Genomic DNA, 23398 nt, shown 5'->3' with positions numbered 1-23398 from the left:
AGAAAACTTCTTATATCAGTTTAATAATCAACATATTCACTTATCTTTTTTCCGTTCTTTTTATTAATTAATACAAATATGCAAGGTCCGTTAGCAGGGCAACCACTTCTAAATAGTAACTTATTTTTATAATCTTTAATTAAATGATAACCTAATCGATATGTATATGAGTAGAAAACAACATCTACTTCATTTATTACAATTTTTGACTTATTAGGTTTCTCTAAGGTTAGCCAGATTCTATCGCAATTAAACCGCCAATAAAGAAGATAGTTGTTTTTCAATTTAATTGTATCACAATCTACAGTTGATTCATTCATCAATTTATTTTTGTCACAAAAACATTTTCTATTTTGTCCATTTACAAAACCAGAAATTAAGCAGAAAAAGAGAATTGTTATTTTCATGGATTACTGATTATCTAAAATATTTCTAACAGAATCAATATCAGTACGTTTGTATCTCGACAATTCAAACGCTTTATTTCTAAATCTGATTGTTTTTTCATATTGATGCAACCCCCAGGATTCTACATAAATGCTGTCTAAGTAGAAATTATTATACTTAAACGAAACATAAGTTTTGGTATAAAAACCATTGTTTCCTGTAATATCTTTCGAAATAACAAAACCAGTTTTATTGGTAGTTATTTTTTCGTAATAGACCGGAGTATTGGGTTTCAAAACGTTTTTGAAAATTTTAAAAATTTTACTTTTTTTATTTATGGTTTTACTTATCAAAAGTATAGGAAAATCAAATTCTGAATTTTCAGGATAACAATCATTTATACTGTTTTGATAATAGGGTTTTAAAACAGTAACCGTATCTGTAGTTTTATTATTGTCAAAATCAATCCCCAAAGATTCATTTTTATAATAATTTGAGAATACGATTCCATATTTATTTTTATAACCTTGAACTTTTTCTAGACAATTCTTTTCTACAGAAATATTTTCAGGTATCTTAATAGTATCATTTGGAATATCTTTAATGTTCTTATTACCAATTTTATTACAAGAGATAAAAACCAAAATAATTGTAAATATGAAAAACAGGAATTTCATAATTATCTTTTTAATCTCTTCTCAATTAATATGGTGTATCAGGTTCATCATCAGATAAGAAAATATCAATTAACTTTTCGTCGTAAAAAGTAAAGCATAAATAACCTTTGCTAGTAGATCTAATTATAAAGACTGGTATAAATGCAGCTCTTGATAATGGAGTTGCGTTAATTCCTTTAGCTAATTTGTATGAATTCGGAAAAGCTTTTCTAAATTCATACAAACTATAATTATTCGAGAAGGTTATTTTTTTATTTTTAAATTTTAAAACTATATTTCCTTGAGATTTTTCAAAATTAAAATAGTGTATGAAAGCACTATCTCTCGTAGTAAATAACATTGTATTTTCATTTGAGAATTCATTTATAGCAAGTTGTTTTTTAGTTAATGGTATTATTTTTTTATCAGTTGAAACATTAACTTTCTTTTCTATTTTCCCTAGATACTTTTCTAAATTAGGCATCTGTTTTAATCTAAAAAACAACTGATGATTATTAATACTAATGTTTTCAAATTTTATCTCATCATATTTTTTATTTTGAGAAAAGACATTACTCACAATTAGAAACACAATAACTATATAATATTTTTTCATATTATTTTAGTTCTTTATAAAAAATGGTTGCTGCATCAAGGATAAATCACCATGCTTTATATTCTATTTTATCTTGATCTTCTATTTCTCCAGAAATTACATTTATAGTTTTGGAAGAACTTAACCTACCTTCTTTATCATATTCATAATGTTTTTTATAATAAATAATCTCCCCATTTGGTTCTTCAACAAGCATAGCGTCTAATTCAACTAAAAAATTATTTACAACATATAATTTTATTTTTTTCAGAATAGTGCCATAAGCAAAAGGAGAGAATTTAGCATTTAGCATTCTCACATTCTTATCTAAGTTGAACTCAAATATTTTTGTTTCTTTACTATAATATTTTTTCTTCTCTTGATCTAAAACAGCATCAATATAAACGAAATCACGATCGAGTAACTTGTACTTATTTGTATATAGAACTCTTGCATAAAATTTTTCAAAGTAATCGTAATAATCTTCCGGAAAAATAAAATTGTCTGATATATTGTTATTTACATCATAAACAAAATTGACGTAACTTATTAATCTACCCGTCTTATGTTTTTCTATCTTTAATATGAGAGAATCTCTGTATGTAAAGGAAACAGAATCCTTTTTAGACGAAACTACGGCCATAAGTTTTTCTTTGTCGAAATAATAATTATTCTTATTATTGATAGTAATTTTAATATTATGATCTTGTGCATTACAACTGCACGTAAGGAAATAGGCAATAAATAAAAGTCCCCTCATCGTATTAATTTTTTCGTTTCTTGAAAAACATTTAACGCCTTTTTAAAATATAGTTTACAAACATGCGCGACCTTCTTATCCTTAACAGCAAGAATACTAATGTTCTATTTTAAACTAATTTTAGAATAAGAATCTAATACAGTATCGCTCGAAATACTATCTTTAATTAATGTTTTAATTTTAAAAATTCTTTTATCTTGGTAATAATAAGTCCTTTTATAATCAATATATGCGTCAAAATATTTGACCTTTAAATTCATCTCTTGAAACTTGTTTTTTTTATTCTTCAAAATTTCAAGAGAAATTATCTTAGAATTATTGGGTAAATATTCTAGAGAATTAGACTTTGGCAAAATGAAATTACAACCATTATAAAAATATTTGTCTGCAGCGTTATTAGCGTCTTTACAATTTTCTTCAATAATCTTTACTATCTCATTATCATTTTTCAGGAAGTCTAAATCGTTTACAGGTACAATATTTATTAATTCAGTTGTATTCTCAGAATATTTTATATCTGTAATTGAAGTATAATAATTAACGTACCGCATATTTCCCACAGCTATACGTTTTTTTTGTTCCTCACTATATTTAAAATCATTTACCAATAAATCATTATCATCTTTTGAAAATGTAATTGAATCATTTTGTATGTTAGAACCATATACCCTCGCGTATTCGTCGTTACTTTCGTGAAAATAATGACGAATATATAGATCCTTATCATTTGAATGAACAATCAAATAATCCCCATTAATAGCTTTGCAGGAAGAAATAATTATAGATATACCCACAATAAGTAGATTACTCTTTTTCATTTGGTTTCTTTTTTCTAGATTTTAATTCTTTCCAAAAAATAGTACCTAAATAAACGGCAGTTGATTCTAAAGCAATAGTTTCTGATGTAGAATATTTATTTTTTGGATTTTTCCCAGGAGTAAATTTCTCTTTTGGAATTTTAAAAGAAGCTCCTAATTTTTCAACACCTTTTTTCCATTTTTCATAATGCTCGTCCGAAATTGTCCATCCCATAGTATTCATATGTATTTCAATTTTCCCTGTAGAATATCTATCATCCGTTTCTTCAAATGCAGCTTGTTCAGCTCCATCCCACATGGTCGCTCCATTACTTATATCTAAATCTGAAGTTAATGAGAATATTATTGCTCTCACAGCCAATTGTTTTTTAGTTCCATTTCTCTCCTCAATATTTGTGTTTCTGAATACTTTTGCCTGATCACTATTAGCACCAAATGCAATTTTATTAACTTTATGGACACAAGCAATTGCACACATTTCATTTGTTAATTCTGTTCCAATTTCAATATTCCCTTTATAAGCAGAACTTTCGCCATATATCGTAGAGGCTAAATTTATAAACTTTTCATGAGTAACATTCACCTCATTCTCTTTCAATAATTTGGTATTATTATAAGTCACACGTTCATTTCCGTTTCTGTCTTTTTGGGTAGATTTTCCATCACAAACGTAAACATCATTTACAGTTCCTTCATAATCAGGTTCGTTTATCTTACCTTCAAAAGTACCATCTTTATTATAGAAATGTCCGTTGATATAGATAATACGATCTTCCTCTTCTTCTTGAGGTCTGTAATAGAACGGCTCACTATCCTCAATTTGGGATATTTGCCAATACTGTACAAAATCTCTGGATGTACCATAATTCTGGATGGCAGGCGAAATGGTTAAAACAGTTTGCATGTTTTGAGAACTCTCAGCATCGAATATTTCTGAAAAAAATATGATGTAAGCATCATTAAATATATACTTTTTTACTGGGCTATATTCTTCGCCTTTACTATAAAAATGTATTTCTCCTTTTGTCATTCGGTCGGTTGTGCGATCGATTTTTTTTAGCAGGTTGTGCCAGAAAATATCGTCATTTTCCTGCGATACAAAACTTAGAGTTATCAAACCACCAAGAATTTCACTGGTTGGTGCGCCCCTAAAGCATGTATATCTATGATAATTAGTGCTTATCGAGAGTAATTCTCGTTCTTCTCCTAAAATAAAAAGTTTGGCAGATGTCATAATAATATTTTTAGATTATTGCATTGCTGTAAATCTATAGTCAGTATTATAAGTCACTAGCCTTAATAAGTTTTTAAACTATTAGAATAGGGTAATTATTTAGAAAATATCTTTATAAACCTTTTAATTTGATTTTAGCATAGATTTTTTCCTTAAAAAAAAACGCTTCGCAAACCAATTTTTCTTACATAAATAATTATATTAGCCCCGCCACTAATCGATAAATAATTGAAGAAAAAATGACCATTTTTAATTTCCTATTTAGTAACAAAAATTTAGAATGCCCAAGGTGCCAAGGGAAAGCATTTGTAGATTGGGATGACATACGACGTTTAAACAAAGTACTAAAATGGGCGCCCGGTCCTTGTGCTTATTGTTATGGTTCCGGAAAAATAGATAAAGAAATGCTCTCAAAAGTTGCGGTAGACTACACTTACCTCACTATAGATTTGCCAGAATCTGAAATGGAGAAAATAATACAGGGCGACGAAGAAACTCTGGAAAAAGGAAGAATACACGAACTTTTTTTAGACAATCTTATAAAATATGTCGAAGATCATTTAAGTAAAAAAATGGATGCTGAAAGTATCGCCGACTTATACCTTCGCACCGAAGATGAAAATGCTTTATTTTCGTTAGAAAGAAAAAATCTCGTACAATACATCGAAAAAATCATCGAATTAAAAGAATCTGACCAGAATTAGTAATAAAACAAAAAACACTTTACTATACTACCAGACAAACCATTTATATATCGTACTAACTACAACCTCAAGGCCAGATAAAATCAAATAGGGATTATTCTGGTTTTTTGTATTTTTATACTTCTCTACTGAAAAAATATCTTACAAAAAAAATTACTTTTCGCACTTTAATAATTAACTTAGCTTAATAGTGCTATACCAATCAATAATTGTATACAATTACTTTACACTAGCATAAAGTCATAAAAAATTATAGAATCGATAAATTCAAATGCCCCAATCAAAATGAATTTAAAAGAAAACACACATATAAATAAAACCTACAAAAGCTTAGAACGTGAAATGATCGATTTCATCGAACTTGGCGAAGCTGATTATACCTTATCTGATGTTAGGAAATGTTTGTCATTACTGGATAATTTCCTGGACGAAATCTCAAAAACAGATTCAAGGGAAACGGGAATTTTAACCGTAAAAAAAACAGTTTTAGCGATTAATAATCTTAATGAAAATTGCGAGTACGAACTGGTAGAAACGGAACAAAGAGAAAAAATTGCCGATATTATAATTTTCGCCGGACATCTTAAAGGCTACAATCATATCAATGAAGATACGACCGAAGAATGGCGTGAATGGTAAAATTATGGATCCATTCTAAAACAAATACAACGTAGAAATAGCTCTTTATTCAAAAACAGGTATAAATACGTGTTCTCAGAACTATATAAAATGGTAAAATTGCAGTAAATAATTTTTACCGAAGAGTACGTTTTCCCTAAAGGGAAATTAATAACATACTATCAATTTTTTTGGAACAATTTAGTGAGATCTCTAATCGACGCCAACGATTAGAGATTTCACTTTTTTTATCTATTCTACATAAAATATGTTATTCTGCAAGACAAGAATCTTTTCTTCTTTTTAAAATCAAAACTGCGAATTAATTCTCACCAAACCTTTTACCAAAGCAAGTGCTTTTATACTGCTTATAGGAAATTCTATAGTTTGATGATGCGGATTTTGAGATACAAACTGCACATATGATTCTCGTTCTGATTGCTTGATGTAACGCGTAAAAAAAGATTCATTACCATCGTTATTTATATATATCAGGTACATTTCGCCCCAGATAATATTGCTTAACAGATTAAATATCTTTTTGTATACTACAATATCACCACTTTTTAGCAAAGGCGACATGCTATCTCCTGTTACATACAATGCACCATCGAACTCAGAGATTTTAGGAACTCTGATAAAATCAACCGGTTTTTGATCTTCATTGTTGCCAAATAAATCAATAATTCCGGCTGTGGTTTGAATATCATAGAGCGGAATATCAAGTTTTTTTGAATTTTTATCTGTTTTTTTATATAATCTGGCGTCAGTTTCCTGCAAAACATTCAGCTTTATCATATCTCCATCTCCGGTAAAAAGCCATTCCAGATTGATATCCTGATATTTTGATAAGATATTTTCTAACTTGTCTAACCCTATCGTTTTATTGTTTTTTAGCTGGCTCGCAAAAGAACCATTAGACATTCCCACTTCCCGCTCAAACGCACTTACTCTAATCCCCTTGAAATCAATGTACTGCTTAATCCTCTGTATTGTGTTTACTGTCATAAAGTATTTTCTTTAGAAAAAATCCTACAATTATTTGTTATTTAAGAAATATCCTACTATATTTGTCTCATTGATAATACAAACAAAGCGATGAGCAAAAATATAAAAACTAAACCGAGTTATAATCAAGATATCCTAAAGATTATCAAAAATAAGTACGGATATTCTGACGACTACATTCGCAAGTCGATACGAGGTGATCGTGTAGGGCATATTTCTGATATGATAAAGGCTGAATACAACAAACTGAATAATGAGTCAAAAAAAGCGATAGAAAGTAAAGCTGATGAATTAAAGGATCAAAAACCTTCATAATTATTCAATAACAAATCTCAAAAAACGTTGCAGCTTGCAAAGTAAAATATAGTATAGCAAAGTTTTAATATTCATGTTTTTTTTGCTGTACTAAAATGAGGGAGATTACTGACTCCCTCATTTTTTATATTAGATTTTTTCTTTAAGTTTTTCCTGTAAATTATAAGAAATAATTTAAGCAATATTGCCAAGTCCGTCCGGAAATGGTCTGTAAGCATAATAATGTAAAACCTCTTCGATTGCTATTTTTAACGCTTCGTTTATAGGTAAAATTATAACGCCCATTCTAAGATCTATTTGTGCTAATTGCATATAATAATCAGTAAAAACGGGTACATATTTTCCTTTTATTATGGCTTCTTCTGCTGCATTGAAGTTTTTTTGCTGCTGTTCTTTTATAATTTTACAGGTTGCTAATCGTAGTTTTCCATACTTATCAGTGTTTGCCGCATAACCAAAAAGTCGGCATATTAAACCGCGATAGCGATAATTACTGCAGCTCCCGTTATGTCGTTCCAGAACCGAAAGCGGTCTGTATAAAAAACAATTCTTTGTAGTAACCTGATTCAATAATGTCAAAGTTTCCTCGGCTTTACCATTTAGGAATAAATGAAATGCCCATGGCAAAAATTCTAAAGGCGATGCATCAATATTGGGCGTAGAACAACATTTGCCACAACCTGCATTGCAAAACAAATGAGTGTCTGATTTAAAAGCAGTAATTTCAATTTCTAAGCGATCAAACAATGCTTCAACCTGCTCAACCTTCTCTTCTATTGTCATCCTTTTTTTGGTAAGGTAGGTTAATAGAAATGGCTCTGGCTATAACTGCGCTTTTATTATGAATAAAAAAAGTGATTAATATATCTGATTTAGAGAGACAAAATAAAAAGCAGCAATAACTTACAGTCTCCGGAAGATTTGTATTATTTATTTCTAAAAAAGAAAATAACTAAATTTTAATATAAAATCAGTCTAAAAATCAAATTCGGGATGGTATTTTTGCGTTAGAAACAGCACTAAAATTAAAAGCCCATAATCTCTATGACCAGAGAACATTATATCCCGTTTAATAAGGAGTTTTTACTCGAACAACAAGTCGCTTCTTTTTCTGAAGATCCAAATAAGGCAGATGATTTTAAACGATTATTTGATATTATCGAGCATTATTTTCACTACGAAGCCTTTAATCTTAACCGAAATCTAAAACAGCATTATGCTTTATTCGATCCGGATTTAAGTCTCAGGGAACGTGAAGGATTTGTGGGTAAAAGCGATTTTAATGTTTTTAAGGCAACCTTGCTTACCGTTTTAGAACAGGGCAATTATCGTCGTATTGATCAGGAGACTTTAGATAAAGCCATAAACGATTCAGATTTAATAGGTCTGACGCTTTCTATCGATTTTAATGCTTTTAAGGATTATGAATTGTATGTTCGCGGTCATCATAAAGCCAAAGAAAAAGTCAAGAAATGGATTTTCTGGAAAAAAGAAATTGAGATCGAATATTATGATCGTGTTATGATTTATCTTAATTATAACGAACAGGATTATTTGAGCGAGAACAAAGTCAAATTAGGAAAAATGCCAATTGATCCGGGAACTATTGCGTTAAAAATCTTTAAGCGTGTTCCTAAAAATGATCTGGAAACAATATTTCCAAACGCCATTCCAAGAATGTCTGCCAGAGATAAATTATTTTTCTGGGTTCCGGGTATTGGCGGCGGAATCTCACTATTAAGTACTACTGTAATTCCAGCTTTGATAGGAATGTATGGAGCTTATCAATCCGGCGAAGCCATAGATTTACTTAACAGCAAAGCATCTTTAAATCAAGGTTTAATTGCTTTGGGAATATTGTCTTTGTATTTGTTTCGTCAATACAGCAACTTTGTAAATAAAAAAATTAAATACTCTAAAATACTTTCGGATAGTCTTTATTTTAAGAATCTTGGTAATAACAGCGGTGCTTTTTATTCTTTGCTAAACTCATCAGAAGAAGAAGTGCTTAAAGAAACCATCCTGGCTTATACTTTTTTATACAGAAGTGATAAGCCATTGACGGCCAAAGAACTCGATACTCAAATAGAATCCTGGTTTAGTACAACATTGCAAACTGATCTTGATTTTAATGTAAAAGATGCATTATCAAAATTAAAAAATATAGGTCTTGGCATAGAAACCAATGGAAAATGGCAGGTAATTGCTCTTGACAAAGCCCTAGTTACTATTGACGAATTATGGGATAATGTTTTTGAGTATAATAAGAAATAAGCTTTAGATTACGATATTACAAAGTCATGATAAGTAATGCTATAAACGATGTAAATGCCGTTAAAACAATCAATGAACCAAGGAATACTTTTACTGATTCATTTTTATTTTCCGGATTGTTTTTAGTATTGTAATAATCATAACGCTTATAATTTCTTACCGGTATTTTTGCCTCTTTTTCATCGTTTTCTAAGGTGATATGGAGTACAATAGGCTGCGGGTTTTTAAATTTTTTAAAGTCCATAATCTAATATTTAGTGGTTGTTTTTAAATCTGAATAAAATTAAATATTATGGTAATAACAGTTTGCCATAAAAAGTTTTAAAAACAACAAAATAGGATATATTCTACATGCCATAGTTTTAAATCTAATACTTTGAATTCAACAAAACAGATTTAGGGCTTTCGTTTTTCTAAAATTTTTGACACATTAAAATCATAATCCTTTAAAAGTTTAATAAAGATTTTTATTACATAAATCTTAATATAAAAAATAGCGCTACTTCGCTGTATATTCTTAATTTTGTAAAAAAAACAGCACAAATATTTAAATCAAATTAAGAAAAATAATTTGTATTTCATTGTAAAAGAAGCATACCAGAGTACCCCAAACGAAGATGTTAATCTAAAAGACAACAAAATGAAACTTACAAAATTTTTAAGCGAACAAGGTTATGATATTATCGAAGGCCCTGTTAGAAATCATAAACCATTACAACTATGGCTTAAAAAACCGTTTGACGAAGCGCAGCTTTACTATGCCAGTATCGAACACGCCTTTAAGAGCAATGTGGTGCTAACGGAAATTGAGAATCCGGCTTTAAGCGTAAATTCTAATCAAAAAGATGATTATGGTTTTAATATTGGTATTACGCTTTTGCAGGAGATCCTGAAAACACTTGGACTTGGGGCGTTTGAAATCTCTACAAAAATTAAATCAGGAAAAACCGTAACCATCAGTTATGACAATTCGGTTACCAAGGAATATACTATTGGCAATATCGAAGATTACTTTTTCTCTGCAGATTTTCTGCACCCAAATCCGTCGTTATTAAAAAATGCAAACCGCAATTATATTCTGGTTATAACAGGAACTGTATTTGCTAAAAATCTAATCGTAGACATCGAAACTGATTTTACATTAGATGATAATTTAGTGGCAAGTTTAAACGAAATCGCGAGTGGAAAACTAGATTTTGCAATTAGCAATCAAAACAAATTGCATATGACTTCAAACGCTGAAATTCATTTTCCGGTCGCCGTTAAAGCAAGCAGGATAGATTATGACCGAAGCCGTTTTCAGAAGCTTATTCTGGTAACAGATACTCATAATTTATTCTGATCCCGGAACCTCATCCATAAATAGAACCTGATAAAAAAATGCGCAAATGTTCCTTATTTTGCGCATTTCTTTTTGATGTTTTTAAATCTAAAACGGGAATAAAAATTCTGTCTCTGATTAAAATAAAAGAAATTTTATTAGATTTACGTATACCTAAATCCAAAACAATGAGAACATTAGAACAATGGTTTGAAGAATACGCAGTAAGTCATCAAAACCCAAAAAACAAAGCCATACATTATGTGTGTGTTCCCGCGATTTACTTTTCGATAGTTGGTTTATTAATGAGTATCCCAAGCGGTATTATTGCAAATACGTTAAAACTAAATACACCAGTTATCGAAAATTGGGCTGTTGTGGTCCTTCTTTTTGTACTTGTTTTTTATATTCGTTTATCTGTAGTCATGGCGATTAAAATTGCTGTTTTTTCTGCGATTTGCCTGGTCGTAAATTATTATATAAGTCAATTTGTGCCTTTATGGATATTTTCTATTGGTGTTTTTGTTATTGCCTGGATCGGGCAATTCTACGGACATAATATCGAAGGCAAAAAGCCTTCTTTCTTAAAAGATCTCCAATTTCTGATGATTGGTCCTGCATGGGTTGTTGACAATTTATTTTCCAAGAAAAATCTATAATATCTAATAAGGTTATGAAAGCAGATAAAACCAGTAGAACGGCTCAATATATGGCATTGTTCCGTGCTTTAGAAACAAGATTAAATAACAATGAACGCTTATTTTCAGATCCTTATGCGATACATTTTCTGGATAGAAAATTAAGATTTGCTACCCGATTGTCTAAATATCCTGTCATTAGAAAATACATTGAGAATACGATTCAAAAAAAAGTACCCGGGGCTTTTTCTTCAGGAATTGCCCGAACAAAATATATTGACGAATTGCTTCATAAGGCTATTTTAAATGGTGTAAAACAGGTCATTATTTTAGGTGCAGGATTTGATACCAGAGGACTTCGCCTTGATTTCCTGAAAGATGTTTCGGTTATAGAAATTGATCATCCTAATACGTCAAATTTTAAACGTCAAATCTATAAAAACCGACTTGGGAGTATTCCTGAACGTATTGATTTTCTTCAAATAGATTTCAATAAACAGGATCTTGATCAATTAGCGGCACAACACAATATCGACTTTAGCAAGCCCACTGCTGTCATTTGGGAAGGTGTTACAAACTATCTAACCGAAGAAGCTATCACAAATACTTTTGCTTTTATCTCTAAATTTGCTAAAAATTCGCATGTTATTTTCACTTATGTACATCAGGAAATACTCGAAAATCCTAAATTATTTTTAGGAGGCGAAAAATTATTACAGGATCTTAACAAGCTTGAAGAGCAATGGACTTTTGGTTTCTTACCAAGCAAATTATCTGATTATTTACATCAGTTTGATATTCAACTAATAGAAGATTTAGGTGCAAATGAATATCGCGAGAGGTATTTACCAAAAAGAGCTGAAAACGGTTACGAATTTTACAGAACTGCTATTGGAATAAAACAATAGTATTTAAATTTTATTTACTGTAATTATTTTTTACAACATGAAAATAGAAATAAACAACGGGATTAAAATTGAAAGCTACGATATTTTTACTTACAGAAGAATCAGGCGTGCTATTGGTTATTTAGGCATTAGTCTTCCAATTTTATTAGTGGGACTTTCTTTTATTCCTTTTTTTCAAACTAATGTTCAGCCTTCTATAAGTGATTATTATTATACGAACTTAAGAGAAATATTTACCGGAACTTTATGTGCCGTTGGGTTATTTCTTATTTGTTACAAAGGAAACAAAAACGCTTCACTTTGGAAAAATGATTATTTACTGACCAACATTTCCGGAATCATGGCTTTGGGAGTAGCTTTATTTCCAACAAATCCTGATGATTTTAAAGATAAAATTTACACACTGATTCCTATTCCTGAAAAGTGGCTGGGTTGGCTTCATTATAGTTTTGCCGCCATTTTATTTTTGATATTCGCTTTATTAGCGATTAATGTCTTTACAATTGGGCAGGAAAACGAAACGAGAGCTCCCAAGAGTATTTTAAATGAAAATAATATTTACAGAACCTGCGGTTATGCTATTATTGCATTTGTTATTCTGGTACCTATTTCTGAGTCTTTAAAATTGTTTAGGTATTCAACTTTAGTACTTGAGGCACTTGCGCTTTTTGCATTTGGAATTGCCTGGTTAATAAAAGGACGCGCATTGGGAGACAAAGGTGTAATAGGCCAGAAACTTTATCAGGAAAATAATCCGGTTAATACTGAAAAAATCTTTGAGGAATGACGTGAATAAAAAAGTCGAAAATCTAATGATTAGTATAAAAATCAAAGGCATAGTAAACTATGCCTTTGATTTTTATTTAATTTGAATTATTGTATTAATTTCAGGATTCGATCCAGCTCAATTGTTTCATGTTCTGCCAGAGGCTGCAATGGTTTTCTTAAATAGCCACTTTCGATGTTCTGAATATTTAATCCGGATTTAATAGCTCTTGGCAATCCTTTTTCTACAATAAAACGCAATAAATCGATTTGTTTATAAAACAACTTTTGCGCTTCGTGCAGATCATTATTTTGTATGGCATTATACAACGCAATATTGAGTTCCGGAATCAAATTGGGCGCTGCAGTGCACCAACCGGTAGCTCCTGCCGCAAATGCAGAAAGTGCCAATGGGTTTGATCCGTTATAAAATGCTACCGAATCTCCTAACTCTTTTTTTAGATAATGCATTCTTTGTACATCCCCTGTACTTTCCTTAATCATGGTAACATTGGGAATTTCAAGAATTCTCTTTAATAATTTTGGCGACATATCTACTCCTGCCGTAGCGGGATTGTTATACGCCATGATTGGAATAGAAATTTGTTTGGCAACAGCATCATAATGTTTTACAATTTCGTCATCACTAAGTTTCCAGTAACTCATAGGGATAATCATTACGGCAGTTGCACCTGCTTTTTCAGCAAACTTTGCATGATAAATCGTCTTTTCTGTCGTTAGGTTTGAGACTCCAACTAAAATGGGAACTCTGTTGTTTACCTGTTCTATAGTAGCTTCTGTGATGGCTTCTTTTTCGTCATCGTTCAAATAAGGCATTACACCAGTACTGCCCAAAGGTGCGACAGCGTGTGATCCTGACGCAATTAATCTTTCCAGTAATTTTTTATAAAGCAAGATATCAACTTTCTCGTTTTCCTGAAAAGGTGTTATAGGGTATGCAATTATACCTTTGAATAGGGTGTTTTTCATTTCTGTCTTTTTTATTTTTATAAATCCCTTCCTTCTTCTTCTCTTAATGCAACTCCTAAATTTTGCAATTGAGGTGCATTTTCTGCAGCAATGTATTTCGCATTTTCTAAATCGCTTACATTTTGATGTCTGTGCCAGGTCCATGCCGGAATATAAACTGCATCTCCTGCCTTCCATTCTACTTTTTGATCCTCAATTTCTGTATATCCTGCACCTTCAATTACATACAGCAAAGTTTCATAAGTATGTCTGTGCCTGTTCGTTAATTGTCCTGGTAATAAACCTCCAATAGTCATACTGACATTTTTACTTGGTAAATCAACAAAGAAAACCGGATGTTTTCTTTCTGTTGAAAATTGATTGTGTTCGCCTGCATTTTCTACATTTCTATGAATTAATTTTTCAGGCATTACAAAGCTTGGACGTGCAAAAGTTTGATGAAAATCTTTTGATGAGAATTTTTTTTCTGATGTTTCCATTTTTATTTAATTTAAGTTCCTGCATTATTGCTTCACAAAAATATCCTAACTTTGGTCTGGCTACATGACACAGTTTTAACATAAACAGATAGTCCAGATGTTACGACCTTGGCAATTAGAAATTCAGTTAGACAAAAAATCCAATACGGCACTTTATCTTCAAATTGCTGACGCGATTATTTATGCTATAAAATCCGGTAAATTATCCAGTGGCAATACTTTGCCCGGAAGCAGACAACTAGCAGGTTTACTCGAGGTTAATCGCAATACTGTGATTGAAGCACTTGACGTTTTAATTACCGAAGGCTGGCTGGTAACAATAGACAGAAAAGGAACATTTGTTGCTGATGTGCTGCCTGAAATTTTTCTGGATAAAAAGACTAAAGAACCTATAGCTGTTGCTGATAATGAAATAAAACCTCATCTGGTTTTTGATGACGGACTACCTGATAGCCGACTTGCTCCTATGACTGATCTTGCCCGTGCGTACAGGGAAATATTCAACAGAAAATCACGCTGGCAGATAATGGGTTACAGTAATGAGTTTGGCGCTGCCGAATTTAGAAAAGCAATCGCACAAATGCTGAATTTTAAACGAGGAATGAATGTTTCTCAGGAACAAGTCTGCATTACGCGTGGCAGCCAAATGGCAATGTATCTCGCTTCGCATTGTTTACTCACAAAAGGGGATTGTGCTATGATCGAGAATCCGGGTTACAAACCGGCATGGAAGGCGTTTGAAAATGCAGGCGCTACTTTACTCCCGGTAAGTATTGCGGGCGATGGCCTGAATTTAGATGAAGTCGAGGAATATCTTAGAACATATAGCGCTATAAAAGCAATATATGTTACGCCACATCATCAATTTCCGACTACGGTAACAATGAGTCTGAAAAAAAGATTAAAGCTCATTGAATTATCCAATCGATACGGTTTTACGATAATTGAGGATGATTATGATCATGAATTCCATTTTGGGCAACGTCCTGTATTACCTATTTCGAGTTATGAAAATGCAAAAAACTTTGTTTACATAGGAACTCTAAGCAAGATTGTAGCTCCGGCATTGCGTATTGGTTATTTGGTGACTAGTCCTGAAAACATTATGAAAGTAGGCGAACACAGAAAAATAATCGACGTACAAGGCGATAATATTATGGAAGAAGCGGTGCTTCATCTCATTAATGAAGGAATTATAAAAAGACATCTTAAAAAAACCAATCTTATTTATAAATCAAAAAGAGATTATTTTGAAGGTCTCTGCAATCAATATCTCAAAGGCAAAATCACTTTTTCTAAACCTGAAGGCGGACTGGCTTTTTGGATTGTACCAAATTCTAAAATTGACATTTCATTCGTTTGTGAGCAATTATCCCTTAAAGGCATTAAAATCATGAATCCTGAAAATTTTAGTTTTACAGATTCGGCATCCGGATTTAGATTAGGATATGCTTCACTTACAGAAAAACAAATGGAGGAAGGAATTATAGCACTTTCTGAATATCTATAAAAAATAAGGCTGAAAACACTTTAGTTCTCAGCCTGTAAAATTTCAGATTATAATACAATCATTAATTACAATTTTCCATTTCGATAATAGAAAAACCATTTTCCTTAATTTGATTTTCTACTTCTAAAGGAGCTTTATCTATGTGACAAAATTTACATTCTTTTGAGGTTAAGGGCTGACCTTCTTGTGATACGGTTTTTAAATAAATTTTACCAAACTCAAAAACCTGATCCGCATCATTCGTATGCTCTTCTACGAGAATATCAAAATGCATAATTTCTCCGTCTTTTCGGGTTACATAAGTATCCCATACCGCTATTTTCATAAATTAATATTTTAGATTATTATTACTTGTCTGGTACAATTACTTTAAAGAAGTTTTTTTACCAATAATTATATCAATACATTGATGTATTATTAGAACGAAGTTACTTAGGTTCAACAGAAAGCTTATAATCCAGTTTTTTGATTTATTATAAATTACTGGTCTGTTTATAATTTTAAATTAAAAACTGGACTATTGTAAATACCAAAGACTGGATTGCAGGTTTAGTCTTGATATGTTATAATTTTGCATTAAATAAAAATTGAAATGAATCTATACGAACTTACCGTAAACGATACTGAAAAAATAGTTTTAGATGATTTACTTTTTAGTGAAGAAAATAAGGCAGCTTTGACGCAGACTATAAAAGAGCATCAATATCTTGAAGAATTAAAAAAATACAATCTTAAAGTAGATCATAAAATATTACTTCACGGTCATTCAGGATGTGGTAAAACAACAACGGCAAAAGCTATTGCAACTGCATTGAATAAAAATATCGTAATCATAAACTTAAGCACTTTAATTAATGCCCGAATTGGTGAAACCTCAAAAAATGTAAAAGCCATATTCGACAAAGCTATTAGGGAAAATGCCGTATTATTTCTGGATGAATTTGACCAAATTGGAAAAAGCCGTGACAGTGAGGATAAAGATGTGGGCGAAATGAGACGCTTGGTTAATACCATTATTCAGTTGATTGATTATTTGCCAACAAACAGCCTGCTTATTTGTGCTACAAATCATTATCATACGATTGACACAGCTTTATTGAGAAGATTTCAAATACGACTGCAATTCGAAATGCCCAACGAAAGTGAATTGGATCTTTATTATGATAGATTACTGGTTGGATTTCCTTCTCATTTACAAAATATTTCACGTAAGTACAATATCTCATATGCAGAAGCTAAAGACTATGTTAATACAATTATGAAGAAACAAATTATTGCCGAATTGGAACTCCAAAAGTTATTATAAGGCAGTATTTTAAACAAAAAACCACTTGCTTTTCGACAAGTGGTTTTAAATTTTGGTATTATAATTTTTAATAAATCACCTTTTTAGTTGCGACACGATTATTATTTAAAACTACTTTGACTACTAAAACCTGATTACTGGATCTTAGACTGTTAATAATTAATTTAGAATCTGATATTTTATCTTTCTTGTAAAGCAAATTACCGGATACATCATAAATAAATACCTCACTGATAGTATGATTAATGGTTTCGATATTAATCACCTGATTAAAAGCAGTTACTGAAGTAGTATAATCTTCTGAAACTTCTGCTGCTTCAACTCCTCTTGAAGATGACCTTTCATCTACAATTACAAAACTTGCTGAAGGCTCTGAAGCACAAGTTGATTCAAAATTACTTACTGTAAGAGTAGATGTCCCTACCGGAATATCATAAATGAGTACAGAATCTCCGAATCCGGTTCTGGTTTGTAAACTCGGACTAATTAATATTGTCCACTCCGTACGACGAGGTAATCCGCTTACACTAACAGTTGACCTGCTTTCATCAGTTACTGGTGTAATTTCTCCAATAATTGGTGCTGCCGGGGTTGAATTAATTTCTATAGATACTGGCACAGATCCTGTGCAAGCTCCTTCTACAAGATACATTGTGCCTGAATAAGATCCTCCTGGAACATTAGCTGATATCCCAATAGATTCTATAAGCCCACCTATTCCTTCAAATTCATAAGATGTAATAGATTGATCTTGTAATAAAGCTGCATTTGCAGTTTCATCCCAATCAATATAATAACTTGTAGGATTACCTGTAATTTCTGAGTATTCTAATGTTGCATTTTGAAAACTCGTGCTTGAACAAACTGATCTAATTGGTGCAAAAATCGTAATTGAAGGAGCTACTCCTACATTTAAATTAAAAGTTTTTCCTAAACTATTTACACCATTTGCGTCTTTAACAATCAGCGTTCCTGTATAAGTTCCTCTCAATGTATCGTTAGGAACCGCAATACTGATTGGACTAGCTGGTAATATTGCATCAGTAACAACTATCAAATTGTTTCCGGGAGATGAATTCCAAACTATACTATAAGTTGTTGGATTTCCTGTAGTTCCTTTATAATCTAATTTTGCATACTGTTCTTCAGTAGTATTATTCAAACATATATCTGTTGAAGATGTCAATGCTATAGTTGGCAATAAACCATTAATCACTATAGATACGGATTGAACTACACCACAAGTACCATCAAAAAGATACATTGTACCATTATAAGTTCCTGCAGGTACATTTGCCGGTATCTCAATTGTATTTATAGTACCGCCACTTGATACTGAAGTAAATGGAGTATCACCTTGATCTGTCAATAAAGCCGCATTTGCTGTAGCGTCCCAATCAATATTATAATTTGAGATATTACCTTCGACCGCAGAATAGGATAATGTAGCATTTTGCGAATTTGTGCTTGTTGCAACTGAAGCAATTGTTCCTGATGTGCTAATAGTAAAGTACCTGCCTACTTTTATGGTAAAAATTGAAGGACTACTTATATCGCCATTTGCATTTTTTACAGTCAATGTTCCTGTATAAGTATCAGAAGCTGTCCCAAGCGGAATAAGAACCTGAATTGAATTAGCTGGTAATGCCGCATCTGTAACTGCTGTAAAACTATTAGTTGGTGATGAATCCCAAACTATACTATAAGTTACAGGATTTCCTGTTGTCGCACTATATGGTACTGCTTTATAATGTGCGTTGTTATAGTTATCCAGGCAATATTTTATTGCAGAAGATGTTAAAGTTATACTTGGTAATTCTTCTGAATTTATTGTTATGGATACTGGTTGATACCCCGGACATGCCCCATTTCCATAAACCAATGAACCCGAATAAGTTCCTGGCGGTACATTTGCAGGTATTTCAATATTATTTATAATGCCTCCACCCGACACAAAAATAAATGGAGTATTACCTTGATCTGCAATTAACTCAGAATTCCAATTAATATAATATTTTGTTGGATTATCCGTAGCAGCAGAATATTCTAATGTGGTATTTTGTGCACTACTACTGGTAGTAACTGATGCAATTATTCCATCTGTAGTAATTGTAGGGAAATTATCTATGTTTAAATTAAAAACATAACCCGTGCTCACACAGCCATTTGCATTTTTCACCGTTAATGTACCAGTATAGATACCTCCGGGAGTCCCTGCAGGAACTTCAATGTGAATGCTATTCTCTTCTAATGCTTCATCAGTAACAGTTACAAAACTATTTACTGGAGATGAATTCCAAGCAATACTATAAGTTACCGGATTTTCAGTTGTTGCACTATATGATAATGATGTACCTCCCGGTTCGCCATCCGAACAAATATTTGGTGACGTAGCAGATGCTATAGTTATACTTGGTGATGAATTAATTATTAAGCTCACAAATTGAGACTGATTGCAGACTCCATTAAAAATATACAATATACCTGTGTAAGTTCCTGCCGGAACATTTGGAGATATCTGAATTGTATTTATAGTTCCGCCCCATGATTCAAAAGCAAACGGAGTACTTGGCTGATCTGCCAATGAAGCTGCATTTGCCGGACCATTCCAATCAATAAAATAACTTATAGGATTACCAGAAACTCCGGAATATGCCAATGTTGTATTTTGCGAACTGGTACTTGAACAAACTGCATCAATTGCTCCTGTTGTAGTAATTAAAGGAGTTTCATTTATAGTTACCGTAAAGCCTGAACCCGGACTGCTAACAGCACCATTTGCATTTTTGACAGTCAAAGTCCCTGTATAAGTTCCAGGAATTACTCCTGCAGGAATTGCAATTGTAATTGGACTGGCAGGCAAGGCAGCATCAGTAACAGCTACAAAAGCATTTTCAGGAGAAGAATCCCAAACTATACTGTAAGTTGTTGGGTTTTCTGTTGTTCCCGTATACTCTAATGTTGTCGATGACGGACTGCCATCATTAGTAGAACAACGAGTTTCTGCAGCCGAAGCTAATGCTATAGTTGGTCCTGGATTATTAATGACTATAGATACATGATGAGCTCCGTAACAACCATCATTGTTATAAAAATTCATTGTACCTGTGTAAGTTCCTGCAGGAACATTAGCCAGTACCTTAATATTATTGATAACACCTCCACTTGGTGAAAAGGTATATGAATCAAAAATTTGAGATTGCATTGCAGATTGATCCCAAATAAGAGAATATCCTGTTGGATTGCCTATAATTCCAGAATATGCTAACGTTGCATATTGCATACTAGTACTAGTACTAATTGGGTCAATTATATCATTAGAGATAATTGAATCACTTTGTTTTACCTTTAAAGTAAAAACAGAAGCTAAACTTACAGTACCGTTTGCGTTTTTTACGGTCAAAGTTCCTGTATAAGTTCCACCAATTGTTCCTCCAGGTACAAGAATCGTGATTGGACTAGCCGGTAATGCAGCATCAGTAACTACTGCAAAACTATTTGAAGGAGATGTATTCCAAACAATACTATAGGTTATAGGGTTTCCAGTTGTTGCACTATAGCTTAATGTAGTACTTTGCCCAATTCCATCGACATCTGAACAAATATCTGGTGTATTAGAAGCTAATGCTATAGTAGGTTTAGGATTTACTGTAACAGTTGTTGCTGCAGAATTTGCAGTTCCACAAGGACCACTAACAACAGCTCTAAACTGTGTAGTTTCTGTTAATGTTCCTGAAGTATAAGTTGTCGTAGTATTGGCAATATCAGACCATATAGAAAACGGACTTACTGATGATTGCCAGTTAAAAACTGATCCTGTATGACCTGATAAAGTTAACAAACCACTTGTATCTCCTGAATTAATAGTTGTTCCCCCGCTAACTGTTCCTCCAGCGGTTGCCGGTGAAACCGTTACAGTTGTTGCAGCAGAATTTACCGCATCACAAGCACCACTTTTAACAACAGCTCTAAATTGAGTCGTTTCTGTTAAAGCTCCTGAAGTATAAGTTGTTGTAGTATTAGCAATATCCGACCACGTAGAAAAAGGACTTACTGATGATTGCCATTTCACAACAGATCCTGTATTGCCTGAAAGCGTTAAGAATCCACTTGTGCTTCCTGAACAAACTGTTATTCCACCATTTACGGCTCCTGCAACAGTTGCGGGTGATACGATTACGGTTGTTGCAGCAGAATTTGCCGCTGCACAAGCACCACTTTTAACAACAGCTCTAAATTGAGTCGTTTCTGTTAAAGCTCCTGAAGTATAAGTTGTCGTAGTATTTGCAATATCAGACCATATAGAAAACGGACTTACTGATGATTGCCATTTCACAACAGATCCTGTATTGCCTGAAAGCGTTAAAAATCCACTTGTACTTCCTGAACAAACTGTTATTCCGCCATTTACGGTTCCTGCAATAGTTGCAGGTGATACTGTTACAGTTGTTGCGGTAGAATTTATCGCTGCACAAACTCCACTTTGAACAACAGCTCTAAATTGAGTCGTTTGTGTTAAAGCTCCTGAAGTATACGTTGTTGTTGTATTAGCAATATCCGACCATGTAGAAAACGGACTTACTGATGATTGCCATTTCACAACAGATCCTGTATTGCCTGAAAGCGTTAAAAATCCACTTGTACTTCCTGAACAAACTGTTATTCCGCCATTTACGGTTCCTGCAATAGTTGCAGGTGATACCGTTACTGTAGCTGAATTATTTGCAGTAATAGCAGAAGAACAAGACTCTGAACTAAGTTTAGTAATTGTTATCGTACTAGAACCTCCTGTACTTAATCCTCCTGCTGTAAAAGTTCCCGTTCCTGCTGTACTAACCGTTAAATTTGCAGTTAAAGCTGTAGCACTAGGATTACTTCTGTTATAAGTTACTTCATAATTACCAACAGGTAATGACGCAGCGCTTCCTGTTAGAGTTACGGTAGATGTTGTACCGGTAGATCCACAAACACTTGTAGCTGCTGTACTTGTTAAACTAAAATTAGTACAGCTATAAGAAATAATGATTCTCCCGGCTGCACCGGCTCCTCCTATTTGTGATGCGCCTAATGCTGAATTTATAGCTCCACTACCGGCACCTCCCGGAGGTGAGCCTGCATTTCCGGGTGCATTACTTAAAATTAAACCTGAAACTGGTGTACCACCTGCTCCGCCAGAACCTCCGCCGCCGCCGCCAGCACCAGAAGAAAGTAATAAACCTAAAAGATTCCATGAATTACCACTTCCTCCGTTTGCACCGGCAAATTTAGTAGATCCTGCCGAAGCTGCAATTGTACCTCCGGATCCTCCTATTGGCGAACCCCCAGCATTATTTGCTTCTCCTCCAGATCCTCCGGCTGCCAAAATCGAGGATTCAAAACCCGTAATCGTAGAATTTCCTCCTGTTATACCAGCTCCACTTGTACCAGCAGTTTGACTTGCAACCACTACATTAAGTGTGGTTCCGGGAGTTACTAATATCGTATTACTGGCATAAGCGCCTCCGCCTCCACCGGCAGCTCCCCGCCCTAAAAGTAATGGTGCGGCACTGGCTCCGCCGCCAGATCCTCCGCCACCCCAAGCCTGAACATTGACACTGCTCACTCCTGCGGGGACAAGAAAGACACCGTTTCCGGTAAATGTTTTCGTCGATCCGGATTGCGACCACGAATACGTAATAATTAAAACGAGTAACAAAGATAATTTTAGCTTCATAATAATAAGTTTAAAAAAAAATGAAAAAATCAGTGAATTTCTTTGATATGGGAGAAGATGGCGTAGAGAAAACAGAAAGGATTTGAAGTGTCATTGTGCAATAAATTTCAAAAAAAACAACATAACTAATTGAAATACAAATGATTACAAATAACAAGAAGTCGAAATTAACAAATAAATTCTTAAAATAATTATATTAATATGCATATTATGATGTAGTACAACAGGTATATTATTGTTTTTGCCAGATAATTAACATAATAAACATGAATAATATGCAATTATCATTTGTAAGAAGATTATTATGATCTTTAAAAAATTCGGATACTAAATATTTATTCTTTTTCTAAGCATTAGAATGTTCTTATCGACTATATATAAAAGTTGCAGTCAAAAGTT

General features: G+C 32.8%; 23 protein-coding genes. 10 read left to right on the top strand and 13 right to left on the bottom strand.

Annotated features, from left to right (window positions below; genetic code table 11):
- Positions 1-20 precede the first annotated feature (20 nt).
- From BXU01_RS13240 to tssD, 6 genes are all read right to left on the bottom strand, one after another.
- Positions 21-407, bottom strand: a complete 387-nt coding sequence (locus BXU01_RS13240; RefSeq protein WP_083693632.1) for a hypothetical protein — start codon at positions 405-407, stop codon at positions 21-23.
- A gap of 3 nt (positions 408-410) precedes the next feature.
- The gene (locus BXU01_RS13235) at positions 411-1064 is read right to left on the bottom strand and encodes a hypothetical protein (protein ID WP_083693631.1); all 654 of its coding nucleotides are present in this window, start codon (positions 1062-1064) and stop codon (positions 411-413) included.
- A 25-nt stretch (positions 1065-1089) separates the two neighbouring features.
- Positions 1090-1659 (bottom strand): hypothetical protein, encoded by a 570-nt coding sequence (locus BXU01_RS13230; protein ID WP_083693630.1) that lies wholly within the window; start codon positions 1657-1659, stop codon positions 1090-1092.
- 46 nt (positions 1660-1705) lie between these two features.
- Complete coding sequence (locus BXU01_RS13225) at positions 1706-2281, bottom strand: hypothetical protein (protein WP_123774037.1); 576 nt, start codon at positions 2279-2281, stop codon at positions 1706-1708.
- Positions 2282-2502: 221 nt separating this feature from the next.
- The gene (locus BXU01_RS13220; RefSeq protein ID WP_083693628.1) at positions 2503-3216 is read right to left on the bottom strand and encodes a hypothetical protein; all 714 of its coding nucleotides are present in this window, start codon (positions 3214-3216) and stop codon (positions 2503-2505) included.
- Positions 3203-4450 (bottom strand): type VI secretion system tube protein TssD, encoded by a 1248-nt coding sequence (tssD, locus tag BXU01_RS13215; protein WP_083693627.1) that lies wholly within the window; start codon positions 4448-4450, stop codon positions 3203-3205. Before tssD ends, BXU01_RS13220 begins: the two co-directional genes overlap by 14 nt.
- 239 nt (positions 4451-4689) lie before the next feature.
- On the opposite strand from tssD, the gene BXU01_RS13210 reads away from it, so the two are divergent.
- Together BXU01_RS13210 and BXU01_RS13205 are read left to right on the top strand one after the other, a co-directional pair.
- A complete protein-coding gene (locus tag BXU01_RS13210; protein WP_083693626.1) occupies positions 4690-5154 on the top strand; it encodes a hypothetical protein in 465 nt (154 codons plus the stop codon).
- A 285-nt stretch (positions 5155-5439) separates the two neighbouring features.
- Positions 5440-5793 (top strand): hypothetical protein, encoded by a 354-nt coding sequence (locus BXU01_RS13205; RefSeq protein WP_083693625.1) that lies wholly within the window; start codon positions 5440-5442, stop codon positions 5791-5793.
- Between the two features lie 288 nt (positions 5794-6081).
- Here BXU01_RS13205 and BXU01_RS13200 read toward each other — a convergent pair whose 3' ends face one another.
- On the bottom strand, positions 6082-6780 hold the full coding sequence (locus BXU01_RS13200; protein ID WP_083693624.1) for a S24 family peptidase: 699 nt from the start codon (positions 6778-6780) through the stop codon (positions 6082-6084).
- Between the two features lie 90 nt (positions 6781-6870).
- On the opposite strand from BXU01_RS13200, the gene BXU01_RS13195 reads away from it, so the two are divergent.
- On the top strand, positions 6871-7095 hold the full coding sequence (locus BXU01_RS13195) for a hypothetical protein (protein WP_083693623.1): 225 nt from the start codon (positions 6871-6873) through the stop codon (positions 7093-7095).
- Positions 7096-7269: 174 nt separating this feature from the next.
- On the opposite strand, the gene BXU01_RS13190 is transcribed toward BXU01_RS13195, so the two are convergent.
- Entirely contained in the window at positions 7270-7878 is a 609-nt protein-coding gene (locus tag BXU01_RS13190; protein WP_083693622.1) for a YkgJ family cysteine cluster protein, read from the bottom strand.
- A 261-nt stretch (positions 7879-8139) separates the two neighbouring features.
- Here BXU01_RS13190 and BXU01_RS13185 point away from each other — a divergent pair, with 261 nt between their 5' ends.
- A complete protein-coding gene (locus tag BXU01_RS13185; protein ID WP_083693621.1) occupies positions 8140-9369 on the top strand; it encodes a TMEM143 family protein in 1230 nt (409 codons plus the stop codon).
- A gap of 16 nt (positions 9370-9385) precedes the next feature.
- Here BXU01_RS13185 and BXU01_RS13180 read toward each other — a convergent pair whose 3' ends face one another.
- The gene (locus BXU01_RS13180; RefSeq protein WP_083693620.1) at positions 9386-9613 is read right to left on the bottom strand and encodes a hypothetical protein; all 228 of its coding nucleotides are present in this window, start codon (positions 9611-9613) and stop codon (positions 9386-9388) included.
- A gap of 396 nt (positions 9614-10009) precedes the next feature.
- Between BXU01_RS13180 and BXU01_RS13175 the strand changes: the two genes are divergently transcribed.
- The 4 genes from BXU01_RS13175 (at position 10010) to BXU01_RS13160 (ending at position 13023) form a co-directional block, all read left to right on the top strand.
- Entirely contained in the window at positions 10010-10711 is a 702-nt protein-coding gene (locus tag BXU01_RS13175; RefSeq protein WP_123774035.1) for a hypothetical protein, read from the top strand.
- A 167-nt stretch (positions 10712-10878) separates the two neighbouring features.
- A complete protein-coding gene (locus tag BXU01_RS13170; protein ID WP_083693618.1) occupies positions 10879-11349 on the top strand; it encodes a DUF962 domain-containing protein in 471 nt (156 codons plus the stop codon).
- A gap of 14 nt (positions 11350-11363) precedes the next feature.
- A complete protein-coding gene (locus BXU01_RS13165; RefSeq protein ID WP_083693617.1) occupies positions 11364-12236 on the top strand; it encodes an SAM-dependent methyltransferase in 873 nt (290 codons plus the stop codon).
- A 37-nt stretch (positions 12237-12273) separates the two neighbouring features.
- A complete protein-coding gene (locus tag BXU01_RS13160; RefSeq protein WP_083693616.1) occupies positions 12274-13023 on the top strand; it encodes a hypothetical protein in 750 nt (249 codons plus the stop codon).
- Between the two features lie 86 nt (positions 13024-13109).
- Here the strand turns inward: BXU01_RS13160 and BXU01_RS13155 are convergent, their stop codons facing one another.
- Together BXU01_RS13155 and BXU01_RS13150 are read right to left on the bottom strand one after the other, a co-directional pair.
- On the bottom strand, positions 13110-13991 hold the full coding sequence (locus tag BXU01_RS13155) for a dihydrodipicolinate synthase family protein (RefSeq protein ID WP_083693615.1): 882 nt from the start codon (positions 13989-13991) through the stop codon (positions 13110-13112).
- A 17-nt stretch (positions 13992-14008) separates the two neighbouring features.
- Positions 14009-14470: a cupin domain-containing protein gene (locus BXU01_RS13150; RefSeq protein ID WP_083693614.1), complete on the bottom strand. Its 462-nt coding sequence runs from the start codon at positions 14468-14470 to the stop codon at positions 14009-14011.
- Positions 14471-14567: 97 nt separating this feature from the next.
- Between BXU01_RS13150 and BXU01_RS13145 the strand changes: the two genes are divergently transcribed.
- Positions 14568-15980, top strand: a complete 1413-nt coding sequence (locus BXU01_RS13145) for a PLP-dependent aminotransferase family protein (RefSeq protein WP_083693613.1) — start codon at positions 14568-14570, stop codon at positions 15978-15980.
- 61 nt (positions 15981-16041) lie between these two features.
- Here BXU01_RS13145 and BXU01_RS13140 read toward each other — a convergent pair whose 3' ends face one another.
- Entirely contained in the window at positions 16042-16305 is a 264-nt protein-coding gene (locus BXU01_RS13140; RefSeq protein ID WP_083693612.1) for a DUF2024 family protein, read from the bottom strand.
- Positions 16306-16572: 267 nt separating this feature from the next.
- Here BXU01_RS13140 and BXU01_RS13135 point away from each other — a divergent pair, with 267 nt between their 5' ends.
- Positions 16573-17286, top strand: a complete 714-nt coding sequence (locus BXU01_RS13135; protein WP_083693611.1) for an AAA family ATPase — start codon at positions 16573-16575, stop codon at positions 17284-17286.
- Between the two features lie 67 nt (positions 17287-17353).
- On the opposite strand, the gene BXU01_RS13130 is transcribed toward BXU01_RS13135, so the two are convergent.
- The gene (locus BXU01_RS13130) at positions 17354-22999 is read right to left on the bottom strand and encodes a T9SS sorting signal type C domain-containing protein (RefSeq protein ID WP_083693610.1); all 5646 of its coding nucleotides are present in this window, start codon (positions 22997-22999) and stop codon (positions 17354-17356) included.
- Positions 23000-23398: the final 399 nt, after the last annotated feature.

It is taken from the genome of [Flexibacter] sp. ATCC 35103, assembly GCF_001975985.1.
Lineage (GTDB): Bacteria > Bacteroidota > Bacteroidia > Flavobacteriales > Flavobacteriaceae > Flavobacterium.
The sequence above is the reverse complement of the archived record's forward strand: the minus strand, read 5'-3'. Positions and strand labels throughout refer to the sequence as shown.

What these genes read in the sequence shown, in the direction of transcription:
- BXU01_RS13240 (WP_083693632.1), bottom strand. Translation starts at nt 407, where the DNA reads ATGAAAATAACAATTCTCTTTTTCTGCTTAATTTCTGGTTTTGTAAAT.
- BXU01_RS13235 (WP_083693631.1), bottom strand. Translation starts at nt 1,064, where the DNA reads ATGAAATTCCTGTTTTTCATATTTACAATTATTTTGGTTTTTATCTCT.
- BXU01_RS13230 (WP_083693630.1), bottom strand. Translation starts at nt 1,659, where the DNA reads ATGAAAAAATATTATATAGTTATTGTGTTTCTAATTGTGAGTAATGTC.
- BXU01_RS13225 (WP_123774037.1), bottom strand. Translation starts at nt 2,281, where the DNA reads ATGGCCGTAGTTTCGTCTAAAAAGGATTCTGTTTCCTTTACATACAGA.
- BXU01_RS13220 (WP_083693628.1), bottom strand. Translation starts at nt 3,216, where the DNA reads ATGAAAAAGAGTAATCTACTTATTGTGGGTATATCTATAATTATTTCT.
- tssD (WP_083693627.1), bottom strand. Translation starts at nt 4,450, where the DNA reads ATGACATCTGCCAAACTTTTTATTTTAGGAGAAGAACGAGAATTACTC.
- BXU01_RS13210 (WP_083693626.1), top strand. Translation starts at nt 4,690, where the DNA reads ATGACCATTTTTAATTTCCTATTTAGTAACAAAAATTTAGAATGCCCA.
- BXU01_RS13205 (WP_083693625.1), top strand. Translation starts at nt 5,440, where the DNA reads ATGAATTTAAAAGAAAACACACATATAAATAAAACCTACAAAAGCTTA.
- BXU01_RS13200 (WP_083693624.1), bottom strand. Translation starts at nt 6,780, where the DNA reads ATGACAGTAAACACAATACAGAGGATTAAGCAGTACATTGATTTCAAG.
- BXU01_RS13195 (WP_083693623.1), top strand. Translation starts at nt 6,871, where the DNA reads ATGAGCAAAAATATAAAAACTAAACCGAGTTATAATCAAGATATCCTA.
- BXU01_RS13190 (WP_083693622.1), bottom strand. Translation starts at nt 7,878, where the DNA reads ATGACAATAGAAGAGAAGGTTGAGCAGGTTGAAGCATTGTTTGATCGC.
- BXU01_RS13185 (WP_083693621.1), top strand. Translation starts at nt 8,140, where the DNA reads ATGACCAGAGAACATTATATCCCGTTTAATAAGGAGTTTTTACTCGAA.
- BXU01_RS13180 (WP_083693620.1), bottom strand. Translation starts at nt 9,613, where the DNA reads ATGGACTTTAAAAAATTTAAAAACCCGCAGCCTATTGTACTCCATATC.
- BXU01_RS13175 (WP_123774035.1), top strand. Translation starts at nt 10,010, where the DNA reads ATGAAACTTACAAAATTTTTAAGCGAACAAGGTTATGATATTATCGAA.
- BXU01_RS13170 (WP_083693618.1), top strand. Translation starts at nt 10,879, where the DNA reads ATGAGAACATTAGAACAATGGTTTGAAGAATACGCAGTAAGTCATCAA.
- BXU01_RS13165 (WP_083693617.1), top strand. Translation starts at nt 11,364, where the DNA reads ATGAAAGCAGATAAAACCAGTAGAACGGCTCAATATATGGCATTGTTC.
- BXU01_RS13160 (WP_083693616.1), top strand. Translation starts at nt 12,274, where the DNA reads ATGAAAATAGAAATAAACAACGGGATTAAAATTGAAAGCTACGATATT.
- BXU01_RS13155 (WP_083693615.1), bottom strand. Translation starts at nt 13,991, where the DNA reads ATGAAAAACACCCTATTCAAAGGTATAATTGCATACCCTATAACACCT.
- BXU01_RS13150 (WP_083693614.1), bottom strand. Translation starts at nt 14,470, where the DNA reads ATGGAAACATCAGAAAAAAAATTCTCATCAAAAGATTTTCATCAAACT.
- BXU01_RS13145 (WP_083693613.1), top strand. Translation starts at nt 14,568, where the DNA reads ATGTTACGACCTTGGCAATTAGAAATTCAGTTAGACAAAAAATCCAAT.
- BXU01_RS13140 (WP_083693612.1), bottom strand. Translation starts at nt 16,305, where the DNA reads ATGAAAATAGCGGTATGGGATACTTATGTAACCCGAAAAGACGGAGAA.
- BXU01_RS13135 (WP_083693611.1), top strand. Translation starts at nt 16,573, where the DNA reads ATGAATCTATACGAACTTACCGTAAACGATACTGAAAAAATAGTTTTA.
- BXU01_RS13130 (WP_083693610.1), bottom strand. Translation starts at nt 22,999, where the DNA reads ATGAAGCTAAAATTATCTTTGTTACTCGTTTTAATTATTACGTATTCG.